The organism is Brevundimonas sp. NPDC058933 (genome assembly GCF_049315965.1).
Lineage (GTDB): Bacteria > Pseudomonadota > Alphaproteobacteria > Caulobacterales > Caulobacteraceae > Brevundimonas.
Map to the genome: position 1 here is coordinate 14,238 of NZ_JBMOSL010000003.1, position 20,864 is coordinate 35,101.

The following is a 20,864-nucleotide window of genomic DNA, read 5'->3' on the forward strand; positions in this document are numbered from 1 at the left end:
AGGGTGGGAAGCGGACCTCTCAGCTATCAGCGCCACGGCGGAGATGTATGAGCGCATAGGCGCGTCCCTGACCATCTAGAGCAGATCGCCCGACACGTTCGAAGCCTAGATGTTCGTAAAAGCCGAGGGCTTTCGGATTCTGCTCGTTCACATCGACCGTCAGGTTTGGATGTGCGCCGAGGACATTGCAGATGAGGGCTTTTCCAATGCCTTTGCCGTGATGATCGGGGGACACGAAAAGCGCTTCCAGATGCCCGTCATGCAAGAACATGAACCCGAGCGGCGCATCGGAACTATCGACAGCAAGAAGCAGAGACACCTGCGGGAAGAATTCCAGAACCTCAGCCTCGATTGCAGCGCGGTCGCTTGGGGCGAGGAAGTCGTGGGTAGCGTCAACGGCTGCGCGCCAAATATCCATAACGCGAGGCAGATCGGAGGGGGTGGAAGGGCGGAAATCTAACATGCGCTGTCTTTACCCGTGCCCCTGTTCGTCCGCTACGGGTCGAAGGCGGCGATCCCTAGAGCGGCGTTTTCTTCCCTTTCGTCATCCTCCGGCAAGCCGCTCTCGGCGGCGCAGACCGGGGGACCCAGCGGCGCGCGAGAGCGCGAACCTGTCGCGCAGACGATGGTCGAACATCTCTCGTGAACAGATCGCCTTCGGCGCCGCTGGGTCCCCCGGTCTCGCTGCGCTCGCCGGAGGATGACGAAGGTGAAAACGCACACCAAGGTGCGCAACGGGTCGAACGCTGACCTCTACACAACGCCGCCAATCAGATATTGCCCACCTCCCCATGCCGGAAGCAGGTCGTCTGGTGGTCGTTGACCATGCCGACCGCCTGCATCCACGCCGCGACAGTTTGACAAAATAACCGCGTCGCGTAGACGGGGGCTATGAAAGTCCTGATTTACGCCCGTTATTCCGGCTCAAAACAAAGCCACGGAACGTCCGTGGAGCGTCAGGTGGAGATGGCGGAAGCCTACGCCAAGGCGCACGGGCTGGCGATCACAGAGCCTCCCCTGATCGACCGCGCCAAGTCCGCGTTCCACGCCGTCCACATTCGCGGGAAGATGGGTCAGCTTCTCAAGCGGGTCGCCTCCGGCGATCTCGGTCAGGGCGACATCATCCTTGTCGAAATGATCGACCGCATGTCCCGCGAGAAAGTCATGAGGGCGTGGGATCAGCTTCGCACCTTCACCAATGCCGGGGTGACCATCATCACCGTGGCGGACGGCGCTCGGCTCAACGACGCCACCTTCGATGACCAGTGGACACGGATCATCGAACCGCTGGCGAAGATGGCTGGCGCCCATGACGAAAGCGCCAAGAAATCCGTTCGCACCGCCGACAACTGGCAACGGGCGAGAGCCAAGGGCGTGAACATGACCACGGCTCTCCCCGGCTGGCTCAACCAAGATCGGTCAGAGCGTCCCGAACGGGTCGATATGGTTCGCCAGATTTTCGATCTCTGTCTCGCCGGTCATGGGTGTTCGGTGATCGCCAAAACACTGAACGCCATGCCGGAGTCTCCCGCATGGGGGAACGGACGTTCAGACACCTATCTCGAATGGTCCACCGCCACGATCTCGAAGATTCTCGGCAACCGGGCCGTCATGGGCGAGTATCAGCCGCGATCCAAAGGCGAGATCGTCGGCCCGGTTGTCCCTGACTATTTTCCGCAGATCATCGACCCCGACACGTTCTTCAAGGCTCAAGCCTTGATCAAATCGCGCCGCTTCGGTGGCGAGGGGTCAGGCCGTAGGGCCGAAGGCGCGTCCAACATTTTCCGGGGGCTGGCTCTTTGTGGTGTGTGTCGGCGGCGGATGGTCGTGACCCACGCGGGCGGGATCAGATACCTCCGCTGCTATGGGTCCAAGGCCGGAGTTTGCGCGAACAAGCGAGGCTTCAACTACGACAAACTTGAGGAAGCGGTCATCAAAACGGTCAGCGAAATCCAGTTGAGCGACGACACCGCGTCCGCCCGGCTCCGGGGCCTCCAATCGGAGATTGCCTCGGCCAAGCGTGATCTGGAGACGACCCAAGGGAACATCGACTTCCTCATGAGCGAGCTTCTGGCGCGACGGTCACCCGCCATGTCGAAGGCGTTGGCCGACGAAGAGGCCAAACTGGAGAGCGTCCAGAGCCGTTTGGACGGCCTTCAACAACGTCTGGCCAGCGAGGCGGCGCCGCTCACACGACACCAGAGCGACCTGACCACGGCGTTCGACCAACTCTCTAAGGCCGATAAGCCGGGCGAGGTTCGCCAACGGTTGAACATGGCTCTGGCCGCGTTGGTCGATAAGATCGCCATGACGCCGAACCACAACGTCATGATCCATTTCAAGGACCATACGGTCTACGTCCTCCGCTACCGGCTCAAAGCCGACCTTCCGAAGCAAAAGCGCGTCGGGGCGCGGCCGGTCAGCGACTATGAATGGTATGCGGGCCGCGTCGGCGGTCAGGACATGATGGACGCTTGGGCCGCTGATCTCGCCGCTCTGGACGCAGCTTAAAGAGGCTGGCCCCGGTTCTCGGAGCGTTTGAAGTAGGGCCGGAGATAGTCGCGGAGTTCGTATAGCTCGTCGTCTGACAAAGCCCACCAGAACGGTAGACAACGCACCGTGCGAAGGTCGGTGGCCTTTTGGACCGGTAGCGCATCGTTGGTAATGGCGCGCTCGTGGAGCGTCTCGATCACCGCCCTAAGCCAGTAGCGTCGCGCATGCTGGCGTCTATGGGTGTTGGTGATCGAGACTTGCTCTTCCTTATAATAGTCGATGATACGCACGGTTTATTTAGCCCCGTGGATGGCGGATTAAGCCCGGTTAGATCGTGGTCCCGTCGTGGAATACGGCGAAGAGGGTCGCGTCCCGGTCACTCTCGAACTCGTAGATGAACACGACAGGTTCGCCCATTTCGACCGGGAGCTTCACGAACTTCCAAGCCCCTTGGCAATCGGTCTTGCACCACGCTTCGGCCTCCGTGTTCAGAGGAACGATGGCGCCGCCATGGCGGTCGATATGCTCTTGGATGACGTCTTGGGTGAACGTCAGGGTGACGATGTGGCTCATAGTCATAGTTATCTTGTGATGGTGATCAGGCGGCTTTAGCGGCCGATTTTCGCGATTTTAGGCGGCTTCCGACCACCAGTCGGGACCGTCAGTGCAATGGCTCTCGAACTCGATTTCCATCTCCGCGAAAAACTCGGTCAGGTCGGGATACTCTTCGAGCAGGGCGCGGGTTGGCTCTCGAATGACCAGCCATTGTTCGGGTGTCTCGATGACCACCATTCCCACGGCGTGGGCGACCCTCGCCAAATAGTGGCGGAAGCCATGAACCAAGGTGTCGTCGTCGCTGGGGGTCGCGGCCATCATACGGGCGTAGAACAGGAAATCGTTTTCAAGGGGCGTCGCGACCCGCGTGAACCTCTTTTCGAACGCCTCGAAGATCGCGTCATCGTTCGTCTGGAGGATGGTGTAAGGGCTTTCGCTCTCGCCCTGAAATGCGATGAACTGTGTCGTGAACTTGCAGATCGCGACCTCAACGTCTCCGTTCTTCCAACACTGCCAAACGGTCTGGTCCACCGACGCCGTGAGGTCGTCGTTGTCCTCCGGGTCGTCGCGTCGAACCGTCATATGGGTGTTGGCCTTCCTGAATCCGGTCGAGCGCAACCAGTCTTGGACTTCACTGAACGAGTAGTCAGGATTCCATGCCTGACCCTCGTGGGTCAGGTCTTTCGGCGGGAGGTTCATCAGGCGGCTTTCTGTTCGGTGAGCTTGGCGGCAAGCGCCATCAGCTTGAGTTGACTATCCGGCACGAGACCAGCGGGCACGGAGCCGAACGTGGTCTTACCGGTCGCCTTGGCCTTTTCCTTACCGGTGCGGGTCAGGACGAGTTCCATGGCGTAGCGGATGCGGGTCTTCGGTTCGCCGGTCAGGCGCTCGAAAAGGTTGCGGTTCACGAGCAGGATATGACGGGCGCCCTCGCGCTTGCGGAAACCAAGGTTGCGACCAGCGGTCTGGTTGAACTCGTCGATATGGCGGTGACGGATCAGGTCGTCGGTTTCGCACCATGCGTTCAGAGCTTCGAGATATTCGAACTCGTCAGGCGAACAGTAGGTCATGGTCTGACAGATCGTCTCTCCCATGAGCTTGTTGGACCCGCGCGCCGCCGCGTGGGTCATGGTGTCAGGAATGGCGCTGACCTTGTTGCTCACGATGAAATGGGTCGGATTGGCCGCGCGCCATCCGGCGCAAAGCTTCATCAGTCCATTCGAGGTGACCGCTTTCTTCGGGTAGGTCTCAACGGTGTCGCGGGTGATGCGAGGCGTGTCGAGGTCGTAGATCGTCCAAGGGATGACGCCCGTGTCGTTCAGTCGTTTGGCGATCTTCAAGGGCACCGCTTCGGTCGTGAGGATGACCGTGCGCTTGGCTGTGTCGAGCGGCCACCGGCGCTCTCGCAAGCACCACTCTTTACCGATGCGGTCGCCATAGATCGATTTCTCGGACCCGGCGTCATACTCGCCGCTGTCCTTGGTGGTTACGATCTCCCAATCCGTGAAATTCGCCGTCATGTAGACGTCAGTGGCCTGTTCGAACGTGATCTTGGTTTGAACACCGTTCAGGAACGGCCCGCCGTTCGCATTCTGGAAAGCGTGGAAATCGTTGTAGCGGGCGACGGCGGTGGAGTTGTCGTTGTGCCAGACGGCGACGTTGCTATCCGTCATGGCCTTGACCCAATCCACAAGGCTTTTCGGATAGGCCGCAACCAGATTGTCGGCCTTCACCTCATCGTGGATCAGCAGACCCAAGACCATTTCGCTTCGGCAAAGACGGGTGTGCTCGCCATCCCGCTGGCCTGTCCAGAATGATGGCGCCCACATGAGGCGCGACGGTGAAGTCATCGCCCACTTCGACGCGACGGCGTGAACGGTGAAGAACACCGGTTGACGATTTCCAACTGCCGTCCACATGGCGTCGTGGAGCCGGGCGAACTCTGCGATGACGGTCGGCTGATACTGTTCGATGGCCGTCCAAAGATTCGGGGCGCCGTAATAGGCGGCGTCCGTCAGGCTCATGGGCGTCACGCCAAGCGACTGGCAGACGTCCTTGTAGGTCCGGTCGAACGAACGCAGCACCACGGCGTGGTAGAGATTGGAGTTGGCGCGGGCGTTGAACTCGTCAGCCTTCTCTTGGGCGTTCTTGTAGTCGCCAAAGGCATACATCACGCCCTCCGGCTGCTCGGACGCCTTCAGCCAACCGGCGATCCGCTGGTGGTTCTTGAAAAGGCTGGTGGTCTTGGACACGCCCTCCGGCGCGCACACGAACGCAAGCTCTTCGTCCCGCACCGCACCCAAGAGGATGCGCGCGATCTCGCGGGCGCCGGATGCGCCATCCGTCACCTGTTCGGCGAACCTCTGCTCGGCTTCCGTGCGGACGCGGCCGTGGATGGCCTGATACTCGTCCAGCCAATCCACGATCATTTCGCCAAGGGTTTTGGAGAGGGTCACTTCCGAACGGTTGGACAGACCACGGCCGGTCCCGACCATGCTCACGGACTTCCAATCGAGGTCCATGTAGCTGTCAGGCGTGAGGTCAGTGAAGTCGTTGGTGAACTTGGCTCGAAGCTCGCCCGTCTGATCATTGACCGTCCAATGATCAAAACGCGGCCACACGGTCTCGCCGTTGAACACGTCACGAAGACGCTCGCCACAGAACGTCAGTTCAGGACTGTTCAGGTTGAGGCTGGCCAGAGCCGTCACGGCCTTGCCGGAACGCGCCTTGGCGACATGCGGCTTGCTCTCGATGAAGAGCGTCCTATCCCAAAACGATGCTTGGGAGCCGTTCGGGGCACGGTCGAGCCACTTTTCCCACATCACCAGTTGAGGAACATGGGAACGGGCCGGAATGCCGATGGCGGACGTCTTCTCAAGGGTCCGCGTTCCTCCGGGCAACCGACGAAACTTCTCCGGCTGGTTCATGCCCATATCCGGGTCGATGCCGGGGTTCAGGATGCCCGTGACGATGGGATAGAGCTTCGTCCAATGGCTCATGAAGCCGTTGCGGAACCCTTCCGTGACCGTCAGCAGGGACGTCGAGAACACGACGTGGATATGGAAGGACTTGTTGCCCGACCATGCGACGGTGATGCCCTCGAAATCGCAGTAACGAGAGAGTTCTCGGTAGAGTTCCCCGATCTTGCAATCGGTCGGGTGCTTCGAGGATCGCATCCACGAGAGTTGGGTCTTGAAGAACGTCAGGTCGGGTTGGTCGAACTCGAACGTGAAGGCTTGGGAGAGACCCTTCACAACGCGCTCCATCGGTCGGACGAACCGTTCGCGGTTTCGTCCCTTGTCATCGACCCAAGCCTCCGGGGCATGGTCGATCCGCATGGCGTTGGTGAAATAGGTCTGGTGGCTCCAGTCGAGCGACGGGTCTTCCGTCAGAGCTTGGGCGACATAGTGGTTGCGACCATCCGCAAACTCGTTCTGATCGACCGCCAGATAGGCGTCGAGGTCAGGACGGTAGAGTTGAGGGGTGACGAAACGGTCGAGGAAGAGGGTGCGGTTTGCACGGTCGGCGAAGGCTCGCTCAAACTGGCGCAACTCATGCTTCGTCAGATGTTGGGAGGCAAATGCCTCAAAATCAGAGTAGTTCACTTCGGTTTCCACACCCGGCTATAAGGTTATGCGGTGGAGACCGCGCCAAAACCGAGTGAAAATGCTGACGAGGTTCATGACTCCCTCGTTGGCCTCCACCGAAATCTATTTATCCACAGTGTTCAGATACGCGCCATATCTTTCTCTCATAAGGAACAGCAACAGTTTGGGGGAAGTCAGAGGGACATATCGATAAACGATAAAAAGTCCCCCAAACTAATGCAGTTGCTTATAGTATTATAAGGAACAGCAACAGTTTGGGGGAAGTTTGAAGAACTCGGCTCTCCAAGGGCCAGTTCACCCCAAACACCAAGGGTCGATAGAGACTATCCCCCGCCGAAGATTTAATGCGGCGTCTTCGCGACATACCGCGACCGCACCGGCAAAGGCTTAAGCCACTGACTCGCCACGGTTTGGAATGTAAGGCAAGCCTTACATCCGTCTTACGCTAAATATCGACATGGCGACTAAAGAACCCAAGAAACGCGGGCGCCCGCCCAAGCCCAAGCTCACCGAAGCGGAACGCAAGGCTGTCGCGCTGGCCTCTGCGAACGGTCGTGACGCGATCTCGACAGTCATCGCGGATTTCAACCAGACACCCGCGCCGCACAATCGGAATGTCACCGACGCTCACATGGAGACCGTTCTTGCACGGGTCGCCGCTGGAGAGACGGTTAAGGGCGTATGCGCCGACCTTGGTATCAGCGCGGCGCTCGTGCGCCAGCGCGTCTATGATGCTCCCGAAGTCTATGGAGAGCGTCTTCATCAGGCTCGTCGCCTGAACGCCGACCAATCGTTCGAAGAGATGATCGAGGTCGCCCGCGACCCATCATTGGAAGTCGGCCGCGCCCGCCTGATCGTCGAAGTGCTGGAGAAGATGGCCAAGGTGAACAACCGCGCGACATACGGCGACAAGGTTCAGGTCGATCAACGACAGATCGTCATCAACTACGATCCAGAGAAGCACGGCGGCTTCATCTGATATCATTATTGTGACGGACGTCAGCGTTATGATAAATAGTTCTCATGAACGGATCATTCGTCACCTACTACCGCGTCAGCACCGACAAACAGGGCGTCAGGGGCCTTGGCATGGACGCCCAACGAGCAGCGGTCGAACGCTACCTCAACGGCGGTAACTGGACGGTCTTGGCAGAGTTCGAGGAAGTGGAGTCGGGCAAGCGCTCCGACCGTCCTGAACTCGCCAAGGCCATTGCCCTCTGTAAGTCCACTGGCGCCAAGCTGCTCATCGGCAAGCTCGACCGATTGTCACGCGACATGCTGTTCCTGCTCACCCTCCAGAACGAGGGTGTCCAGTTCGTCGCGGCCGATATGCCCGACGCCAACAACATGACCCTCCACATGATGATGGTGTTCGCCCAACACGAGCGGGAAACGATCAGCGCTCGCACCAAGGCTGGCCTCCAAGCGATCAAGGACCGTATCGAGCGCGAGGGGCACCATGTCTCCAAGGCTGGCAACGTCATCACCAAGCTTGGCCCCGCCAAACCCTTCACCGGCGCCGACAGCGCGAGGGGCGTTCAGAGCCGTAAGGCCAAGGCCGACGAGCATGCCTCGAAGGTCATCCCCACGATCACCCTTTTGAAGGGTCAGGGCGCTACTCTCCAGCAGATCGCGGACCACCTGAACCATATGGGCCAGAAAACGCCCCGTGGGGCTTCGTGGACGCCCATCGCGGTGTCTCGGGCATACGGACGCCAGAAACAGCAACCGGCCGTCTGAACCCCCTCCAGAGCCATTTTAGAGGCATATCCAAATGCGGCTTCACCAGATCGTCTATTTCGAGCTTCGCACCGACGATCCAGAGGGTGTGGAGACGATGCTCAAGGGCATCCTGACGCCTGATGCGGTCATTCGCCCCTATCCCCACAACGGAGAGGTGTTCGTCAGGGTCTACAACGAGCGTGACGAGACCATGCTCCGCACCGCCGCATCGGACCTCATCAAGGAAGAGACGCACTATTTCGGCGACGAGCTTCCTCATGACGACAGCACCGGCCACATTGCGTTCAAGCATCGGCCGAACGGTCCCGCTCATCGTCGCCTGAGCCACAAGGGCGAGTGGATCGAGCGCTTCAAGCTATGGGATGAGACCCTTCGACCGGAGGATCACGCCGAAGCCGTCTCCAAGAGCCTCCACGAGGATCATGGGGCGTTCACGGCATGGTGGGCGAAACGCTATCGGACCCTCCAGCGCAAAGGTCTGGTCTGACCATCCACAAGACCGTGAACAAATGTGGAACATTATCGTCTGATTCCACGCTATGGCGACGGTATGGGCCACAATCCGAAATACCGTTTCTGGACCCGCGAGAATTGGGCGGGCTATGCGCCGACCATCCATGACATGGTGCGCCGCGACTGGAGCCTGACGCTCCGTTGCCACGTCTGTCGCCTTGAGATCGCGGCCGACCCTCAGAAGATCATCCGAGAGCGTGGCCGCGCCTATAGCCCATGGGGCAAGTCCGCCCGGTGCCCGCGCCTCCATTGCCATGGTCGGATGACGCTCGAAGCCTACGATCCCCGGTCAGGGTTCAAGATCGACGTGTGAGGGCGCCGGATAAATACCGGCATGAACCACACACCATCGTCCCGCCTGACCATTTCCTACATTGTGAGCTTGTCTGGCGACCGCGCCACCATCCGCGAGGCGCTGAACTGGTGTTTCGACAACTCCGTCTCGTTCAACCTTCACGAGGCTTGCCTCTACGATGAAGAGACCGTGGGTGATTGGGCGGATTTCACCCTGACCTTCCGCAATGATCGCGACGCCGTTCTGTTCAAAACCTTCTGGAATGATCGCTAAAAGCAGCTTTTGAGCATCCCGAAATAAATAGAACTGTCAGCATTGATACTCTATTATTCAAGGATACTCACATGAACATTCTTTCCTCTCTCAAATCATTTTTCACGGGTAAGTCCGCGACCAAAATCGCGGCACCGGACCAACACCCTGACTTCGAACAGTTCGTCCGCGATTTCTCAGAGTTCCACGGCGGCGCTCCGTTCGTCGTGTTTCTGAACGAGAACGGCGCCCTCCGTCAGCGCGAAATCAAGTTCACGCCCGCGCGCCCGACCATCGAAGAGGTCAACCAAGCCCGTGACGAAGCCGTCAGCGACATGATCGCCAAGGCTGACGAGATCATCGAGCGCCTTCGCGCCAACGATGATGCCCGGCAGACCACCATCGTCGAAGAGAATGGCGTCCCGACCATCAAGCCCGCCCGCAAGCGCAAGCCGAAGGGTTCGGGTCAATGATCCGCCGCGTCCAATACACCGTCATCGCTGACAACCGACCGGGGAGATTTGACTGCTTCCTGTTCTGGTCGCCCCGCGAAATGAGGGACGGTCGATGAGCGGCGAGCGTCTGACCATGCGCGGCTTCCAAGCGATGAAGCTGCTCGAACAGGGCGTCTCCCGCGATGAAGTTGCGGAGCGCACCGGCCTGTCGGAAGTCTCCGTCTGGAAATACGCGAAGAAGCTGGGGCTGGTGACGCGCCGGTGCGAACCGCGCGATTGGGCGCCGGTTCAAGCCGCGCTCGATGACGGCCTCACCTATCGTGACGTCGCGGAGAAGACCGGCGTCCCCATCGGCTCGCTGAACGACGCCCTTCGCCGTGGCGTGGTGACGTCGGGTCGCTACCGGGCGTCAGTCACCCGCGAGAAACTTCGTCAGACCCTCGGCAACCATCCTGACGTGGATGCTCTGGTCGAGGTTCTTTGGAAGGGGCTTCGGAAATGACCCTTCAAGGCAAGCTGCTCGTCGCCGCGATCCTCGCCATCATCCTGATCGCCACCGGCGTCCTGACGATCAACAAGATCAGGTCGGACGCCTACCAAGCTGGCCAGCAATCGGAGCGTCAGGTTCACGCCGACGCTCTGGCCAAGGTCAACGAGGCGAACGCCAAGACCACCCAAAAGCTCGAAGCCGATCTGGCTGACGCCGGTCGTCGATATGACGATCTCGCAGCCCGTCGCCGCGACCGTGAGCAAGTCATCGTCCGAGAGGTCGAACAGGCTCTCCCGGCGCAACCCAACTGCGAGATCACCCCGGAAATCCTCGCCCTCCGAAACCGCATCCGTAATCAGTGAACGAAGACCCTATCGACCCCTACGAGTATTTCTGGCCTCAAACCCTCAATCGCGAAACGCTCAAAGCGTTCTTTGACGGCCGTAAAGACGACACCCACGGTCTCCGGCTTGGCCAGCATTTCGTGGCCGTGTTTTGCCGCAGTCTGACGTGGCCGGAACTGTTCTACGAAGAAGACGAGGCCAAGGCCCGCACGACGATCCTTGATTACGTTCAAGAGTATTGGACCGGCCGCTATTTCGGTCTTGAGCGTCAAGCTCAACTTACCCTTCAAATCCGCGATCTCCAACGCCGGGTGCATGCTCTGGAGGCGGGCAAATGATCCGCCTGATCCTCACAGCGACCGTCGCCCTGACGCTCTCCGGCTGCATCACCAAACCGGTCCCCGTCACCCCGACGCCTGTCCAGATGCCCGCTCTCCCGGCGCCCCTGAACCAGCGCGCTCAAGACCTCCCGCCGCTGGTCGCCACCGACCTTCACGGGATGATCCGTGAGAGCATGGCGACCGACCGCGCCTACAACGAGGTCCGCGACCGTCTGAACACCGTGCTCGACGTCTACGATTGCGTCCGCACGGCCATGAACTCCGGCTCAGACGCCAAGGCTTGTTTCCGCGAGGCTGGCCAATGACGGACGACGCCAACACCAACGTCGAATACCTGACGCTCGTCGATCCCGGCGAGCACTTCCGCATGGACCCGGACGTCGTTCTGGAAGGCGCGAAGGGGCGGAAATACAAACGTCTGCTCATCATCGGAGAACTCGAAGAGCCAGACGAGGACGGCGAAGACCTGTTCCTCTCAGGCAACGCCAACATCGGCGAAAGCCTCATCCTGATCGAACTGTTCAAGCGGACGGTGATCTGATGAGCGATCACCAGTTCTGCGAACGCACCGGCAAGATCGCCTACATGAGCCGCGCCAAGGCCAACAAGGCGGGCGCCGCCATGAAGAACCGGAACGGCTACAAGAGATCGGCGTCGGTCACGCTCGAAGCGTTCGAGTGCCGCGCATGCGGTCACTGGCATCTGGGCAACACGCTCACGACGAAGCCGCGCCCACGCACGGACTGGCACCCGGCATGAAGCGCGGCAAGTTCAACAACGTCAAAACCGTGATCGACGGGATGACCTTCGACAGTAAGGGCGAGGCCGCTCGCTACACCGTGCTCAAGGCTCGCCAAGAGGCTGGCGAGATCAGCGACCTCAAGCGTCAGACCAGCTACCGGATCACCGTCAACGGCGTGAAGGTCTGCGACTACCGGCCGGATTTCGAATACGTCCTGCAAGACCGGACCCAAATCGTCGAGGACTTCAAATCTCCCGCGACGATCACCCCGACGTTCCGGCTCAAGGTCAAACTGATGAAGGCCGTCCACGGCGTGGACGTGAAGGTCGTCACGAAACCGGGTGACGCCTGATGTTCACCAGAGACGAAATCCTCGCCTACGAGGCCATGCGCGCGGAGCAGCTTTTCGCCATCGCGCGGACGATGACCGCCCTCGGATTGTCGGGTCACGATCCCGATGACGAGCGGGTCTCGGAGTTCCTTGAACGCGGAGCCAAAGAGACCGGCGACGACGTGGACGATCTGATCGCGTGGATCGCGGTCAACAAGCGCGGTTGGGGGCTGGCATGATCAGTCACTTCGCCCTTCCGCCCGATGATGACGATGATGGTAATGACGGCGCCCTGATGATGCATTGCGAGAACTGCAATTCAGGCATGTTCACCATGGAAATCCTCGAAGACGGTTCGCGTCTGGTGACGTGTGCTTTCGTCCACTGTCAGACCCTCATCGAGGTCATCCCGCCTCCACGATAGGCAAGCAAAAGGCCCGGCGAGGGACACTCACGCCGGGCCTCCGCATGTCCGTGGCCCGCCGGGACAAGCGGCGGAAGGCGCTCACCTACGCCACGGACGATCTCAGAAATCGACCTTGGGTGCCGACGCCGGGGGATTATTCACTGTGGCGGTGAACCGGAAGCTCCCGTTCCCCATCCGGCTCCCGATCTGCTTGAGCGTGAGCGTCCCGTCGCTGAACGCCCAAGTCGCAACAGTGTTGTCGAAGGACGCACCCGCGCGATTCCGCCATTCCTCTTTGGACATTGTTGGCTCACCGTATTTCTCAGTGAAGGCCCGAAGCAGGGTCAGGAAGTGCTCTTCGCGGAACTGACCCAAAAGACCGTTCAGGCGCCCCTCGTGATAGGCGCTCGAATAGATCACGCCCTCGACACCGGCGACGCTGGCGACCTGAGCGCAAGACACGATCCCGTCGTCGGTCATGCAATTTGGGTTGTTGGCCGTGTCCACCACGGTTGAAGTATTCTCGCCACGGAACTCGAAGGGGTCCGCAGAAATCAGGGCCAAGGCCCCGGCAAAGATGATGTTGATCATGGTCTTAGTTATCCTCCAGCCTTAGCCGTAGCGCCGTTCTCTGCGATCATCCAATCCTTTGGATCGGTGCTGATCTCGCTCTCGTGGACGGTGGCCATGTCGATGGTCATGCCGTGGGCCTTCCCGATCTCAGAGAGCCGGGTGGCGATGCGCTGCTCCAGTTCAGCGACGAAGGAATCTCGCGCCGGGCCAACAGAGCGATCTCGGATGCTTTTCAGGATGCCGGGCACCGCTACCATCGTGATCTGGTTTGCGGCCTCATCGGCGTCGGCCGAATTCAGAGCGACCAACCTTTCGATGGTGTCGAGGGCCTGATCCAAGAGGGCGATCTGACCCTCAATCCATGTTGTGCGAGCCATCAGCCCCATCTCATTTTCGCGTGGAATGCTTCGTCTTCATCGTCGAACCAGAGGTTCAGGCCGATCAGTTCGCGTTCGATCCGGTAGGCGAACCGGGTGAAGTCCCATCGCCCGTGAAACTGGACCCGCGAGCGGGTGTGCGACCTGATCCAGTCCCGCATTTCGCTGATCTCGAACGCCTCTGTGACCAGCACAGAGCATTCGGGGTTCAGCATCAGGATCACGCCCTCTTCCGGGTCAGGCTGGCCCTTGCCAGCCATCCACCCGTTCCACCGACGCCAGTTCGTCGGCACGTCGAGCATGGTCATCAGTTCAGGCTACCGCCGGATTTGATGAAACGCTCCATGGAGCCGTTCAGCAGCTTGATCCCGGCGATCTCCCGTTCACGAGCGGCGGCTTCGCGCTCCATGTCCGCGATGCTGACCAGCTTGGAGCGCATGTTGTGGACGGCGCGCTTGCACTTGCGCCAGTGGTGGAGACCGATCACGGCGCCGATCACGCCGTCTTCGGGAAGGAAGTCCCACAAGGCTTTTGGTGACCGGTCGGGAATGATCCCGGCGTCGAACAGGCGGTGCATCAGGAAGCCCATGCGCCATGTGTCGGCCAAGCTCTCCGGCGATCCCAATGGCAGGATGCGCTTCACGGTGCTGATCGAATAGCCGGTCGCCTCGGCGATCTCGGCCGCCGACCCGTCCGCGTTCAGAATCTCGACGATCTCGACAGTCCCGATGTTTCTCCCGCGCTTGCGCTTGGGTCGCGAGGCCGGGGTCAGGCTGATGGCGGAACCGAAGACGACGTTCAGTTCCTCGTTGTAGTCGTCGGCTTCGATGAACGTGCGCCCGCAAGTGCTTTTGATAACACGAGCGTCGATGCCATTGGTTTCGAGCAGTTGTGAAACTTCGTCCGCATTGTGGTTGCTGACGAGTTCATAGACGGGTTTTGGGGTGGTCATAGCAGTTAGCCGTTGTAGGTGAGCGATGAACTAAGCATGTCGCCAACTCTGCTTGCCGTCAACTGACGGCACCAAGACGAGCGGGGCATTCTGAACGTAATAGACAGCGCATCCGACCAAATACCTATCGAAAGGCAAGTATCCTCGCGCCAGCGCCCCGAAATCCTCACGTTCAGCGGCGCAAACAGTCAGATCGGCCGTTAGTCAGGAAATTTATTTTCTACTTGGCGAGGATTAGCCAGCCAGATCAGGGCGGATTTCGAGTCATCCTAAATAGATGGATGACTTCGCCGATTACTCCAGACGCCCTAAAGGTCTTGAATCTGCACCGTGCCGGTGCGGAACCCATGCCTTTCGCTTTCATGACGAACGGTTCACCGCGTGACATGACTGGTGTGTCGGTCGTGTTCAAAGTTCAGGGTGGTCCGACGATCCCGTTGGCCCGTCATGAGACCTTGGCGCATGTCATGGTTCTGTCGTTCACGGACTCCGATCTCGCGGCGATCCCGCCGCGCGGAGCCGATTACTTCATCAAAGACGAAGCTGCTGGTCGGGTCATTGTCGATGGCCGCGTCTTCGCACGAGGTTTCGCATGATCATCATCGACTACGTTGATGCCGATGTTGTTCTCGGCACCCCGGAACGCACACTCATCTCCGTCAACCATGACGGCATCGCTGGCCCTCCGGGGCCTCGCGGCGAACGAGGCCAAGACGGCGCCGCTTCAATCCCTGAAATCCTTGACGGAGGAAACTTCTAACTATGGCAACCACCCTTCGCTTTAAGCGTCGCGTCACTGGCGCGGCTGGCGCCCCTGCCGGTCTCAAGTCGGCCGAAGTCGCCTACAACATGGTCGATAAGCGTCTCTACGTCGGTTTCGGCGATGACGGCGCCGGTAACGCGACCTCGATCAAGGCTTTCGCCGCTGATGACTTCATCGCCAACCTTCCGGCTGGCTGGTCCACCGGCAAGATTCTCGGTGTCGCCGCTGGCGCCCCGGCTTGGGTCGATGCGCCCGAAGGCGCGATCTACACGGCTGGCGCGGGTCTCACCCTGACGGGTTCGGCCTTCGGTATCGATGACGCCATTGTGGTCACACACACCGATCTGGACGCGATCCTCGCCACGCTGGCCACGGATTCCGAACTGGCGACGGCTCTCGCTGGCAAGGCCAACGCGGTCCACCAACACGCGGCTTCCGACGTCACGTCGGGCACCTTCGACGCGGCTCGCATCCCGAACCTCGACGCCTCCAAGATCACCGGCGGCGTCTTCGACGTGGCTCGCATCCCGGTTCTACCTTCGCAGATCGTCGTGGTCGCCTCCACGAACATCGCGGGCCTGACGGCTCCGCAACAGGCTTCGGTCGCCCAAGGCACCGTGGTCACCACGTCCGATGGTCGCCGGTGGGTCTACAACACCGGCTCGAAGACCGCCGAAGCGTCCTACGTCGAGCTTGCGGATATCACCCCTGACTGGTCGGTGATCGCCAACAAGCCCGCGTTCTCGACCGTCGCGACGTCGGGTTCCTACAACGATCTGTCGAACCGTCCGACGATGGGCACCCTCGCCAGCCAGAACGCCGCTTCCGTGGCGATTACGGGCGGCTCCATCGACGGCGTAACGCTGGACGGCGGCACGTTCTAAACCAAGATAAACGGCCATGCTCCCCTGAATAAATAGGAGCATGGCCGTTTCCTTCCAGCATAAGCGTGGCACCCGCGCACAAATCGCTTCCGCCGCTGCTCAAAGCCAACTGAAGGTTGGCGAAATCTACTTCATGACCGATGAGCAACGCCCGGTCATCGCTACGGCGTCGAACGCCTATCAATCCATTTTCTCCAGCACCATGTCGGTGTCGGTCTCCGGCAAGCCCGCGAACGGCGAGATCGTCGGATGCGCGATCTTCCCGCTGGCTTGTGTCCTGACGGCTGGCAACTGCTCGGCTCAAGCGATCACAGCCGCGACTGCCTCGACGGTCTTCACGATCAAGAACAAGACCTCCGGCTCCACGGTCGGAACGATCACCTTCGCGGCCGGAGCGACGCTCGCCACGATCTCGATCACAAGCGCGAGCATCGCGGCGAATACGATGCTCTACATTGAAGCTCCGGCTACGGCTGACGCGGCTCTCGCGAACATCGCCTTCGTGGTGCGCGCGTAAGCATGCCTACGGTTCTGATTACGGCGGTCGGTTCCGGCTCGTGGACCGTCCCGGCTGGCGTCACCTCTATCACTGTCGAGTGTTGGGGTGCTGGTGGGGGCGGCGCAGTCTACGGCGACACAGGCGGCGGCGGCGGCGGCTACAGTCGTTCCGTCCTTTCGGTCACGCCGGGGCAATCGTTGAGCTACAGCGTGGGGGCTGGTGGCCTTGGTCTTGTAGTCACGCCTTATCGTGCTTCGTCAGCGGGCGGGGACACTTGGTTCCAAACCTTGGGGACCATCATGGCGAAAGGCGGCGACGTCGGTGCATCAGTTGGAACTGGTGGACAAGCTTCGGCGGGTTTCGGCCAAGTGAAGCATTCGGGCGGGAACGGTCTCGACCATGCCGCCAAATCCTTTGGCTATGGATTCCCCGCCGGGGGCGGCGGGAGCGCATATCCGTCTGGCAACGGTGGGAACGCCAACCGTGGCTCAACCGCACCTACCGCTGGTTCAGGCGGTAATTCGGGAAGCATCCCCGGAGCCGCACAAGGGTCGGAAGGCGTCTCAAACGTGGACGGCGGTAGCGGCGGCTATGGGTCGAACGGTGGCTCGCCGGGCGGCGGCGGCGGCGGCGCCGGTCAGAGCGTTGGATACGACGGCGGTCGCGGTCAAATCCGCATCACCTACGAAGTCGCGGCGGCCGACACGACCGCTCCGACGATCACCACTTCGGCTATCCAGACAGTCGCGGAGAACTCCACGTTCTCGATCACGCTTGCCGCTAACGAAGCGGTGACGTGGACGAAAGCGGGAGGCGACGACCAAGCGTTGTTCACTCTCTCCGGGTCCACCCTTTCGATGACGGCCAAAGATTTCGAGGCTCCGGTCGATGCGGACGAAAACAACGTCTACGTCGTCGCCGTGCGCGCGACCGACGCGGCTGGCAACTGGAGCGAAAAAGCTCTCCACGTCGAAGTCACGAACGTCGCTGACACCGACACGACGCCTCCCACGATCACGAGCAGTGCGACCCCTTCGGTCGCGGAGAACACAGTCGATGCCTCCGGCAACCTGACCGCCAACGAGGCCGTGACGTGGAGCAAGGTCGGCGGCGCCGACGCCGGAGCGTTCACGCTCGTCGGCTCAAACTGGACCCTGAACGTCACGCCCGACTACGAGACCAAGACCTCGTATGTCGTGATCTGGCGAGCCACGGACGCGGCTGGCAACGCGACCAATCAGACGATGACGTTGAGTATCACTGACGTCTCTGAAACTCCCCCTGATCCCGGTCCTACAGTCCCGTCCGAAGAGACCTTCGTTTGCGGTCCTCTGACCACGACGTGGGACACTGGCTCTTACAAATCCTACGAGTTCATCCTTTCAAGCGAGAACCGTGTCGCCCACCATAACCGTGGCTACAACGCTTCGGGGTCGGTGCTCGGATCGCAGGGCATCACGACCGGCGACCACTCGTTCAGCGTCATGATCACGAAATTGGCTGGCACCGTCGCGATGGGTGTCACGAACAAGAACCGTCCGTTGGGCACGACCCTCGGCTGGAGCGTCAACGACGCCTCTATCCAGAACAACGGCGACATTCTGATCCAGAACGTGAACCACGGGAACATCGGCGCGATGGAGGCCGGTTCCATCGTCGAGGTCCGAGTCAGGAACCAGCGGCTCTACGCTCGCAGGGATGGCGGCAACTGGAATGGCTCACCAACGGTCAGCCCTGACGCTGGCAATGGCCCAAGCATCGCCTCGATCTCTGGCCCGATCTTCCCCGTGGTTTTCGGGAGCACGAGCGGCCTCCAGTTCGTCGGCCATTTCAGCGAGTGGAATACAGACCGCAATTTCGCCTTCACCGTCCAGCCCGGCGAAACGAGCATCACGCTCGCCGGTCACGGCGCGGGAGGCGGCGGCGCGGGTGCCAACACTGGCAACTCCGGGATGGGCGGCGCGGGCGGAGCTTTCTCTGGCGCGACCGTCTCCGTCACCGGCGGCGACCAGATCGAGATGGTTCTTGGTGGTGGTGGCGCCTTCGGCCTGAACAGCATCGACAACACTGGAGCCAAGGGCTTCGCCGGTGGCGACACCATCGTTCGCAAGAACGGCACAATCGTTCTCCGCGCCAAGGGCGGCGGGGCTGGTTTCTGGAGACCCTTGCCGGTCGATTACAACGACGCTCCAGCTAACCTTGGTGGCCAAGCCAGCGCGGGCATCGGCACGAACCTCCGTTCGGGCGGTCGTGGTTGGGTCGGTGGTCAGTATGGCACGGCCGGAGCCGGTGGCGGCGCGGCCTCTCCGACCGGCAACGGCGCGGACGGGAACTATCAAACCGGCGGGGCGGCTGGTCCCGGTGCGGCGGCGGCCACGCCTTGCCCTGATTATTTCGGCGCCATGGTGGACGGCAACAGCCACCCGCTGGGAGGCGGCGGCGGCGTCGGTCAGAACAACTCCGGCCATACCAAACGCTTCTCTGACGGCGGCTTCCCCGGCGGCGGGGGCGGGGGCGGCTGGATGAACGGACGCTCGGGGTCGGGCGCCGGTGGGCAACTGGTCGTTCAACGCTCGCTTCCCACGCAAGGCGAGAACCGCAAGGCGCCGCGAGGATCATCATTCCAGTGAGGGATAAATAGAAACATGAATTCGATCAGCACTCTCCCCAAGCACTACAACGTGGATTTCATCATCGCTGAATCCGGCGTGGCCAACCACTACGGCTATGAGATCGCGGAGGATGAGATCGTCTTCCGTTATCAGGTCAGCGACTATGACGCCGTGGTCGCGGCCATCGAGAGCTATCCGATGGCGTATCGCGTCGTGATGGTTCCGACGATGATCCACGCGGTGAGCCAGACCCGCGAAGCTCGGCTCCAGACTTTCAGCTTCAACGGCATGACCGTCCCGCTGGACACCGTGACCATCGCCAACCTCACCGCGTCGGCGGTCGGTCTTCAGCGCAACCCGGATCGGGCGTCGATCAACTGGTCTCTGGGCAAGGGCGTCTTCGTCACGATCTCCCGCGATGCTCTGCTCGCGTTGGCTGACGCCGCTTTCAACTACGTCAACGACTGCTTCGACGCTCAAAAGGCTATCGTCGAGGAAATCCAAGCGGCGCCTGACATTGAGGTTCTTCGTCAGATCGACATCGCAAACCACGAGGCGTGGCCCGCCTAATCTAAATAGAGGATGACGAAATCATCCTCTAAATCCTTTAGCTTCTCAAAGCGTTCAAAGGATAATCTGGCTGGTGTTCACCCCGATCTTGTTCGGGTGTTCGAGCGAGCCATTCAACTCTCAAGCCAAGACTTCCTCATCACGGAAGGCGTCCGCACACCGGAGCGTCAGGCCGAACTCTACGCACAAGGTCGCACCAAGCCCGGCAAGGTCGTGACGTGGACGCTGAACAGCAACCATTTCGCCAACCCTCGAACCGGGTTCGGCCATGCCGTGGACGTCGCACCATATCCGGTGGACTGGACCAAGCCCGCCAAGTTCGAGGCCATCGCCAAGGCGGTGAAACAAGCGGCGGCTGAACTGAAGGTCCGCATCGAGTGGGGCGGCGACTGGACGGCCAAGAACCGCGACATGCCGCATTTTCAGCTTGATCGGACGACCTACCGTTGAAGGTCCGCAAGTCCGATCTGCTCCAAGAAATTTGGAAGTCGAAGCTCTCTTACTGCCTGATCATCGAGCCAGCCTTCGTTGATCCTGACGTGTCGGTCTCGGACCTTAGCGAGGTCACCATCCCGAACCTCACGGTGAGGCTGGACACGGATAGCCATCTTCCTCGGGCCGCCGTCGCCGGGAAAGGCAACCTCGGGCACCTCGAAGGCGAGGTCAGTTTTGACCCCTTCATCCTCTATCGGAGCTATCGGGATGACGCCGGGAAGCTGGCCTTCCGCGAGACCGCCCGATCTCACCAGCGCGCCGGGAGCCTGACACCCACCCTCGCGCGCTTGATCACGGCCATGGCGCATAGCTACGCCCGACGCGGCAACTGGCGAAACTACACCTATGTCGATGACATGGTTCAAGAGGCGCTTTTGAACCTCGTTCTCAATGTTCTCAAGTTCAACGAGAACAAGAGCGACAACCCTCACGCCTACATCACGCGGTGCCTCCAGACGAGCTTCATCCGCGAACTCAACAATCAAAAGAAGCAAGGCAAGATCAAGGACATTCTGTTGATTGCCGCTGGACAGACACCAAGCTACGGGGCTGACGACCACCTTCAATAAAT

34 protein-coding genes are annotated in these 20,864 nt (G+C 60.5%); 24 read left to right on the forward strand and 10 right to left on the reverse strand.

Annotated elements, in window-relative coordinates; translation table 11 throughout:
* Positions 1–19 precede the first annotated feature (19 nt).
* Positions 20–463 carry an acetyltransferase gene (locus ACOZBP_RS08180; protein WP_422675926.1) on the reverse strand — a complete coding sequence of 148 codons (444 nt, stop codon included), beginning with the start codon at positions 461–463 and terminating at the stop codon, positions 20–22.
* A gap of 307 nt (positions 464–770) precedes the next feature.
* The gene (locus tag ACOZBP_RS08185; RefSeq protein WP_422676207.1) at positions 771–905 is read right to left on the reverse strand and encodes a DNA-3-methyladenine glycosylase I; all 135 of its coding nucleotides are present in this window, start codon (positions 903–905) and stop codon (positions 771–773) included.
* On the opposite strand from ACOZBP_RS08185, the gene ACOZBP_RS08190 reads away from it, so the two are divergent.
* Positions 892–2,511: a recombinase family protein gene (locus ACOZBP_RS08190; protein ID WP_422675927.1), complete on the forward strand. Its 1,620-nt coding sequence runs from the start codon at positions 892–894 to the stop codon at positions 2,509–2,511. The genes ACOZBP_RS08185 and ACOZBP_RS08190 overlap by 14 nt on opposite strands.
* On the opposite strand, the gene ACOZBP_RS08195 is transcribed toward ACOZBP_RS08190, so the two are convergent.
* From ACOZBP_RS08195 to ACOZBP_RS08210, 4 genes are read right to left on the reverse strand one after another with little or no spacing between them, the layout of a single operon-like run.
* Positions 2,508–2,783, reverse strand: coding sequence for a hypothetical protein (locus tag ACOZBP_RS08195; RefSeq protein ID WP_422675928.1), 276 nt, complete (start codon positions 2,781–2,783; stop codon positions 2,508–2,510). The two genes, ACOZBP_RS08190 and ACOZBP_RS08195, sit on opposite strands and share 4 nt — an antisense overlap.
* Positions 2,784–2,820: 37 nt before the next feature.
* On the reverse strand, positions 2,821–3,066 hold the full coding sequence (locus tag ACOZBP_RS08200) for a hypothetical protein (RefSeq protein ID WP_422675929.1): 246 nt from the start codon (positions 3,064–3,066) through the stop codon (positions 2,821–2,823).
* Between the two features lie 57 nt (positions 3,067–3,123).
* Positions 3,124–3,747 carry a hypothetical protein gene (locus tag ACOZBP_RS08205; RefSeq protein ID WP_422675930.1) on the reverse strand — a complete coding sequence of 208 codons (624 nt, stop codon included), beginning with the start codon at positions 3,745–3,747 and terminating at the stop codon, positions 3,124–3,126.
* Positions 3,747–6,665, reverse strand: a complete 2,919-nt coding sequence (locus ACOZBP_RS08210) for a hypothetical protein (protein ID WP_422675931.1) — start codon at positions 6,663–6,665, stop codon at positions 3,747–3,749. Before ACOZBP_RS08210 ends, ACOZBP_RS08205 begins: the two co-directional genes overlap by 1 nt.
* Before the next feature lie 448 nt (positions 6,666–7,113).
* Here ACOZBP_RS08210 and ACOZBP_RS08215 point away from each other — a divergent pair, with 448 nt between their 5' ends.
* From ACOZBP_RS08215 to ACOZBP_RS08285, 15 genes are all read left to right on the forward strand, one after another.
* Positions 7,114–7,635, forward strand: a complete 522-nt coding sequence (locus ACOZBP_RS08215; protein WP_422675932.1) for a hypothetical protein — start codon at positions 7,114–7,116, stop codon at positions 7,633–7,635.
* A 44-nt stretch (positions 7,636–7,679) separates the two neighbouring features.
* Positions 7,680–8,396 carry a recombinase family protein gene (locus ACOZBP_RS08220; RefSeq protein WP_422675933.1) on the forward strand — a complete coding sequence of 239 codons (717 nt, stop codon included), beginning with the start codon at positions 7,680–7,682 and terminating at the stop codon, positions 8,394–8,396.
* Positions 8,397–8,430: 34 nt separating this feature from the next.
* Positions 8,431–8,886: a hypothetical protein gene (locus tag ACOZBP_RS08225; protein WP_422675934.1), complete on the forward strand. Its 456-nt coding sequence runs from the start codon at positions 8,431–8,433 to the stop codon at positions 8,884–8,886.
* A 24-nt stretch (positions 8,887–8,910) separates the two neighbouring features.
* Positions 8,911–9,225 carry a hypothetical protein gene (locus tag ACOZBP_RS08230; protein ID WP_422675935.1) on the forward strand — a complete coding sequence of 105 codons (315 nt, stop codon included), beginning with the start codon at positions 8,911–8,913 and terminating at the stop codon, positions 9,223–9,225.
* A 21-nt stretch (positions 9,226–9,246) separates the two neighbouring features.
* Positions 9,247–9,480 (forward strand): hypothetical protein, encoded by a 234-nt coding sequence (locus ACOZBP_RS08235; RefSeq protein WP_422675936.1) that lies wholly within the window; start codon positions 9,247–9,249, stop codon positions 9,478–9,480.
* 71 nt (positions 9,481–9,551) lie between these two features.
* Complete coding sequence (locus ACOZBP_RS08240) at positions 9,552–9,932, forward strand: hypothetical protein (protein ID WP_422675937.1); 381 nt, start codon at positions 9,552–9,554, stop codon at positions 9,930–9,932.
* Between the two features lie 94 nt (positions 9,933–10,026).
* Entirely contained in the window at positions 10,027–10,416 is a 390-nt protein-coding gene (locus tag ACOZBP_RS08245) for a hypothetical protein (protein WP_422675938.1), read from the forward strand.
* Positions 10,413–10,766, forward strand: a complete 354-nt coding sequence (locus ACOZBP_RS08250; protein ID WP_422675939.1) for a hypothetical protein — start codon at positions 10,413–10,415, stop codon at positions 10,764–10,766. The genes ACOZBP_RS08245 and ACOZBP_RS08250 overlap by 4 nt, the downstream gene beginning before the upstream one ends.
* Positions 10,763–11,086: a hypothetical protein gene (locus ACOZBP_RS08255; protein ID WP_422675940.1), complete on the forward strand. Its 324-nt coding sequence runs from the start codon at positions 10,763–10,765 to the stop codon at positions 11,084–11,086. Before ACOZBP_RS08250 ends, ACOZBP_RS08255 begins: the two co-directional genes overlap by 4 nt.
* Positions 11,083–11,394: a hypothetical protein gene (locus tag ACOZBP_RS08260; protein ID WP_422675941.1), complete on the forward strand. Its 312-nt coding sequence runs from the start codon at positions 11,083–11,085 to the stop codon at positions 11,392–11,394. The genes ACOZBP_RS08255 and ACOZBP_RS08260 overlap by 4 nt, the downstream gene beginning before the upstream one ends.
* A complete protein-coding gene (locus tag ACOZBP_RS08265; protein ID WP_422675942.1) occupies positions 11,391–11,630 on the forward strand; it encodes a hypothetical protein in 240 nt (79 codons plus the stop codon). Before ACOZBP_RS08260 ends, ACOZBP_RS08265 begins: the two co-directional genes overlap by 4 nt.
* Positions 11,630–11,848 carry a hypothetical protein gene (locus ACOZBP_RS08270; RefSeq protein ID WP_422675943.1) on the forward strand — a complete coding sequence of 73 codons (219 nt, stop codon included), beginning with the start codon at positions 11,630–11,632 and terminating at the stop codon, positions 11,846–11,848. Before ACOZBP_RS08265 ends, ACOZBP_RS08270 begins: the two co-directional genes overlap by 1 nt.
* Positions 11,845–12,183, forward strand: a complete 339-nt coding sequence (locus ACOZBP_RS08275; protein WP_422675944.1) for a DUF1064 domain-containing protein — start codon at positions 11,845–11,847, stop codon at positions 12,181–12,183. Before ACOZBP_RS08270 ends, ACOZBP_RS08275 begins: the two co-directional genes overlap by 4 nt.
* The gene (locus tag ACOZBP_RS08280; RefSeq protein WP_422675945.1) at positions 12,183–12,401 is read left to right on the forward strand and encodes a hypothetical protein; all 219 of its coding nucleotides are present in this window, start codon (positions 12,183–12,185) and stop codon (positions 12,399–12,401) included. Before ACOZBP_RS08275 ends, ACOZBP_RS08280 begins: the two co-directional genes overlap by 1 nt.
* Complete coding sequence (locus ACOZBP_RS08285) at positions 12,398–12,586, forward strand: hypothetical protein (protein WP_422675946.1); 189 nt, start codon at positions 12,398–12,400, stop codon at positions 12,584–12,586. The genes ACOZBP_RS08280 and ACOZBP_RS08285 overlap by 4 nt, the downstream gene beginning before the upstream one ends.
* Positions 12,587–12,688: 102 nt before the next feature.
* Here the strand turns inward: ACOZBP_RS08285 and ACOZBP_RS08290 are convergent, their stop codons facing one another.
* The 4 genes from ACOZBP_RS08290 to ACOZBP_RS08305 are packed head-to-tail and all read right to left on the reverse strand — an operon-like array spanning position 12,689 to position 14,470.
* Positions 12,689–13,159 carry a hypothetical protein gene (locus ACOZBP_RS08290; RefSeq protein ID WP_422675947.1) on the reverse strand — a complete coding sequence of 157 codons (471 nt, stop codon included), beginning with the start codon at positions 13,157–13,159 and terminating at the stop codon, positions 12,689–12,691.
* A gap of 8 nt (positions 13,160–13,167) precedes the next feature.
* Positions 13,168–13,479: a hypothetical protein gene (locus tag ACOZBP_RS08295; RefSeq protein WP_422675948.1), complete on the reverse strand. Its 312-nt coding sequence runs from the start codon at positions 13,477–13,479 to the stop codon at positions 13,168–13,170.
* 38 nt (positions 13,480–13,517) lie between these two features.
* On the reverse strand, positions 13,518–13,820 hold the full coding sequence (locus ACOZBP_RS08300) for a hypothetical protein (protein ID WP_422675949.1): 303 nt from the start codon (positions 13,818–13,820) through the stop codon (positions 13,518–13,520).
* 5 nt (positions 13,821–13,825) lie between these two features.
* Positions 13,826–14,470, reverse strand: coding sequence for a hypothetical protein (locus ACOZBP_RS08305; RefSeq protein ID WP_422675950.1), 645 nt, complete (start codon positions 14,468–14,470; stop codon positions 13,826–13,828).
* A 281-nt stretch (positions 14,471–14,751) separates the two neighbouring features.
* Between ACOZBP_RS08305 and ACOZBP_RS08310 the strand changes: the two genes are divergently transcribed.
* The 8 genes from ACOZBP_RS08310 to ACOZBP_RS08345 all read left to right on the forward strand — a co-directional run bounded on the left by ACOZBP_RS08310 (position 14,752) and on the right by ACOZBP_RS08345 (position 20,862).
* Positions 14,752–15,066 (forward strand): hypothetical protein, encoded by a 315-nt coding sequence (locus tag ACOZBP_RS08310; RefSeq protein WP_422675951.1) that lies wholly within the window; start codon positions 14,752–14,754, stop codon positions 15,064–15,066.
* Positions 15,063–15,230: a hypothetical protein gene (locus tag ACOZBP_RS08315; protein ID WP_422675952.1), complete on the forward strand. Its 168-nt coding sequence runs from the start codon at positions 15,063–15,065 to the stop codon at positions 15,228–15,230. Before ACOZBP_RS08310 ends, ACOZBP_RS08315 begins: the two co-directional genes overlap by 4 nt.
* Positions 15,231–15,232: 2 nt before the next feature.
* Positions 15,233–16,117, forward strand: coding sequence for a hypothetical protein (locus ACOZBP_RS08320; RefSeq protein WP_422675953.1), 885 nt, complete (start codon positions 15,233–15,235; stop codon positions 16,115–16,117).
* 40 nt (positions 16,118–16,157) lie between these two features.
* Positions 16,158–16,634, forward strand: a complete 477-nt coding sequence (locus tag ACOZBP_RS08325) for a hypothetical protein (protein ID WP_422675954.1) — start codon at positions 16,158–16,160, stop codon at positions 16,632–16,634.
* Between the two features lie 551 nt (positions 16,635–17,185).
* Entirely contained in the window at positions 17,186–19,246 is a 2,061-nt protein-coding gene (locus ACOZBP_RS08330) for a hypothetical protein (protein WP_422675955.1), read from the forward strand.
* Between the two features lie 15 nt (positions 19,247–19,261).
* Positions 19,262–19,798 carry a DUF4376 domain-containing protein gene (locus ACOZBP_RS08335; protein ID WP_422675956.1) on the forward strand — a complete coding sequence of 179 codons (537 nt, stop codon included), beginning with the start codon at positions 19,262–19,264 and terminating at the stop codon, positions 19,796–19,798.
* A gap of 96 nt (positions 19,799–19,894) precedes the next feature.
* Positions 19,895–20,248 carry a M15 family metallopeptidase gene (locus ACOZBP_RS08340; RefSeq protein WP_422675957.1) on the forward strand — a complete coding sequence of 118 codons (354 nt, stop codon included), beginning with the start codon at positions 19,895–19,897 and terminating at the stop codon, positions 20,246–20,248.
* Entirely contained in the window at positions 20,245–20,862 is a 618-nt protein-coding gene (locus ACOZBP_RS08345; RefSeq protein ID WP_422675958.1) for a sigma factor, read from the forward strand. Before ACOZBP_RS08340 ends, ACOZBP_RS08345 begins: the two co-directional genes overlap by 4 nt.
* Positions 20,863–20,864: the final 2 nt, after the last annotated feature.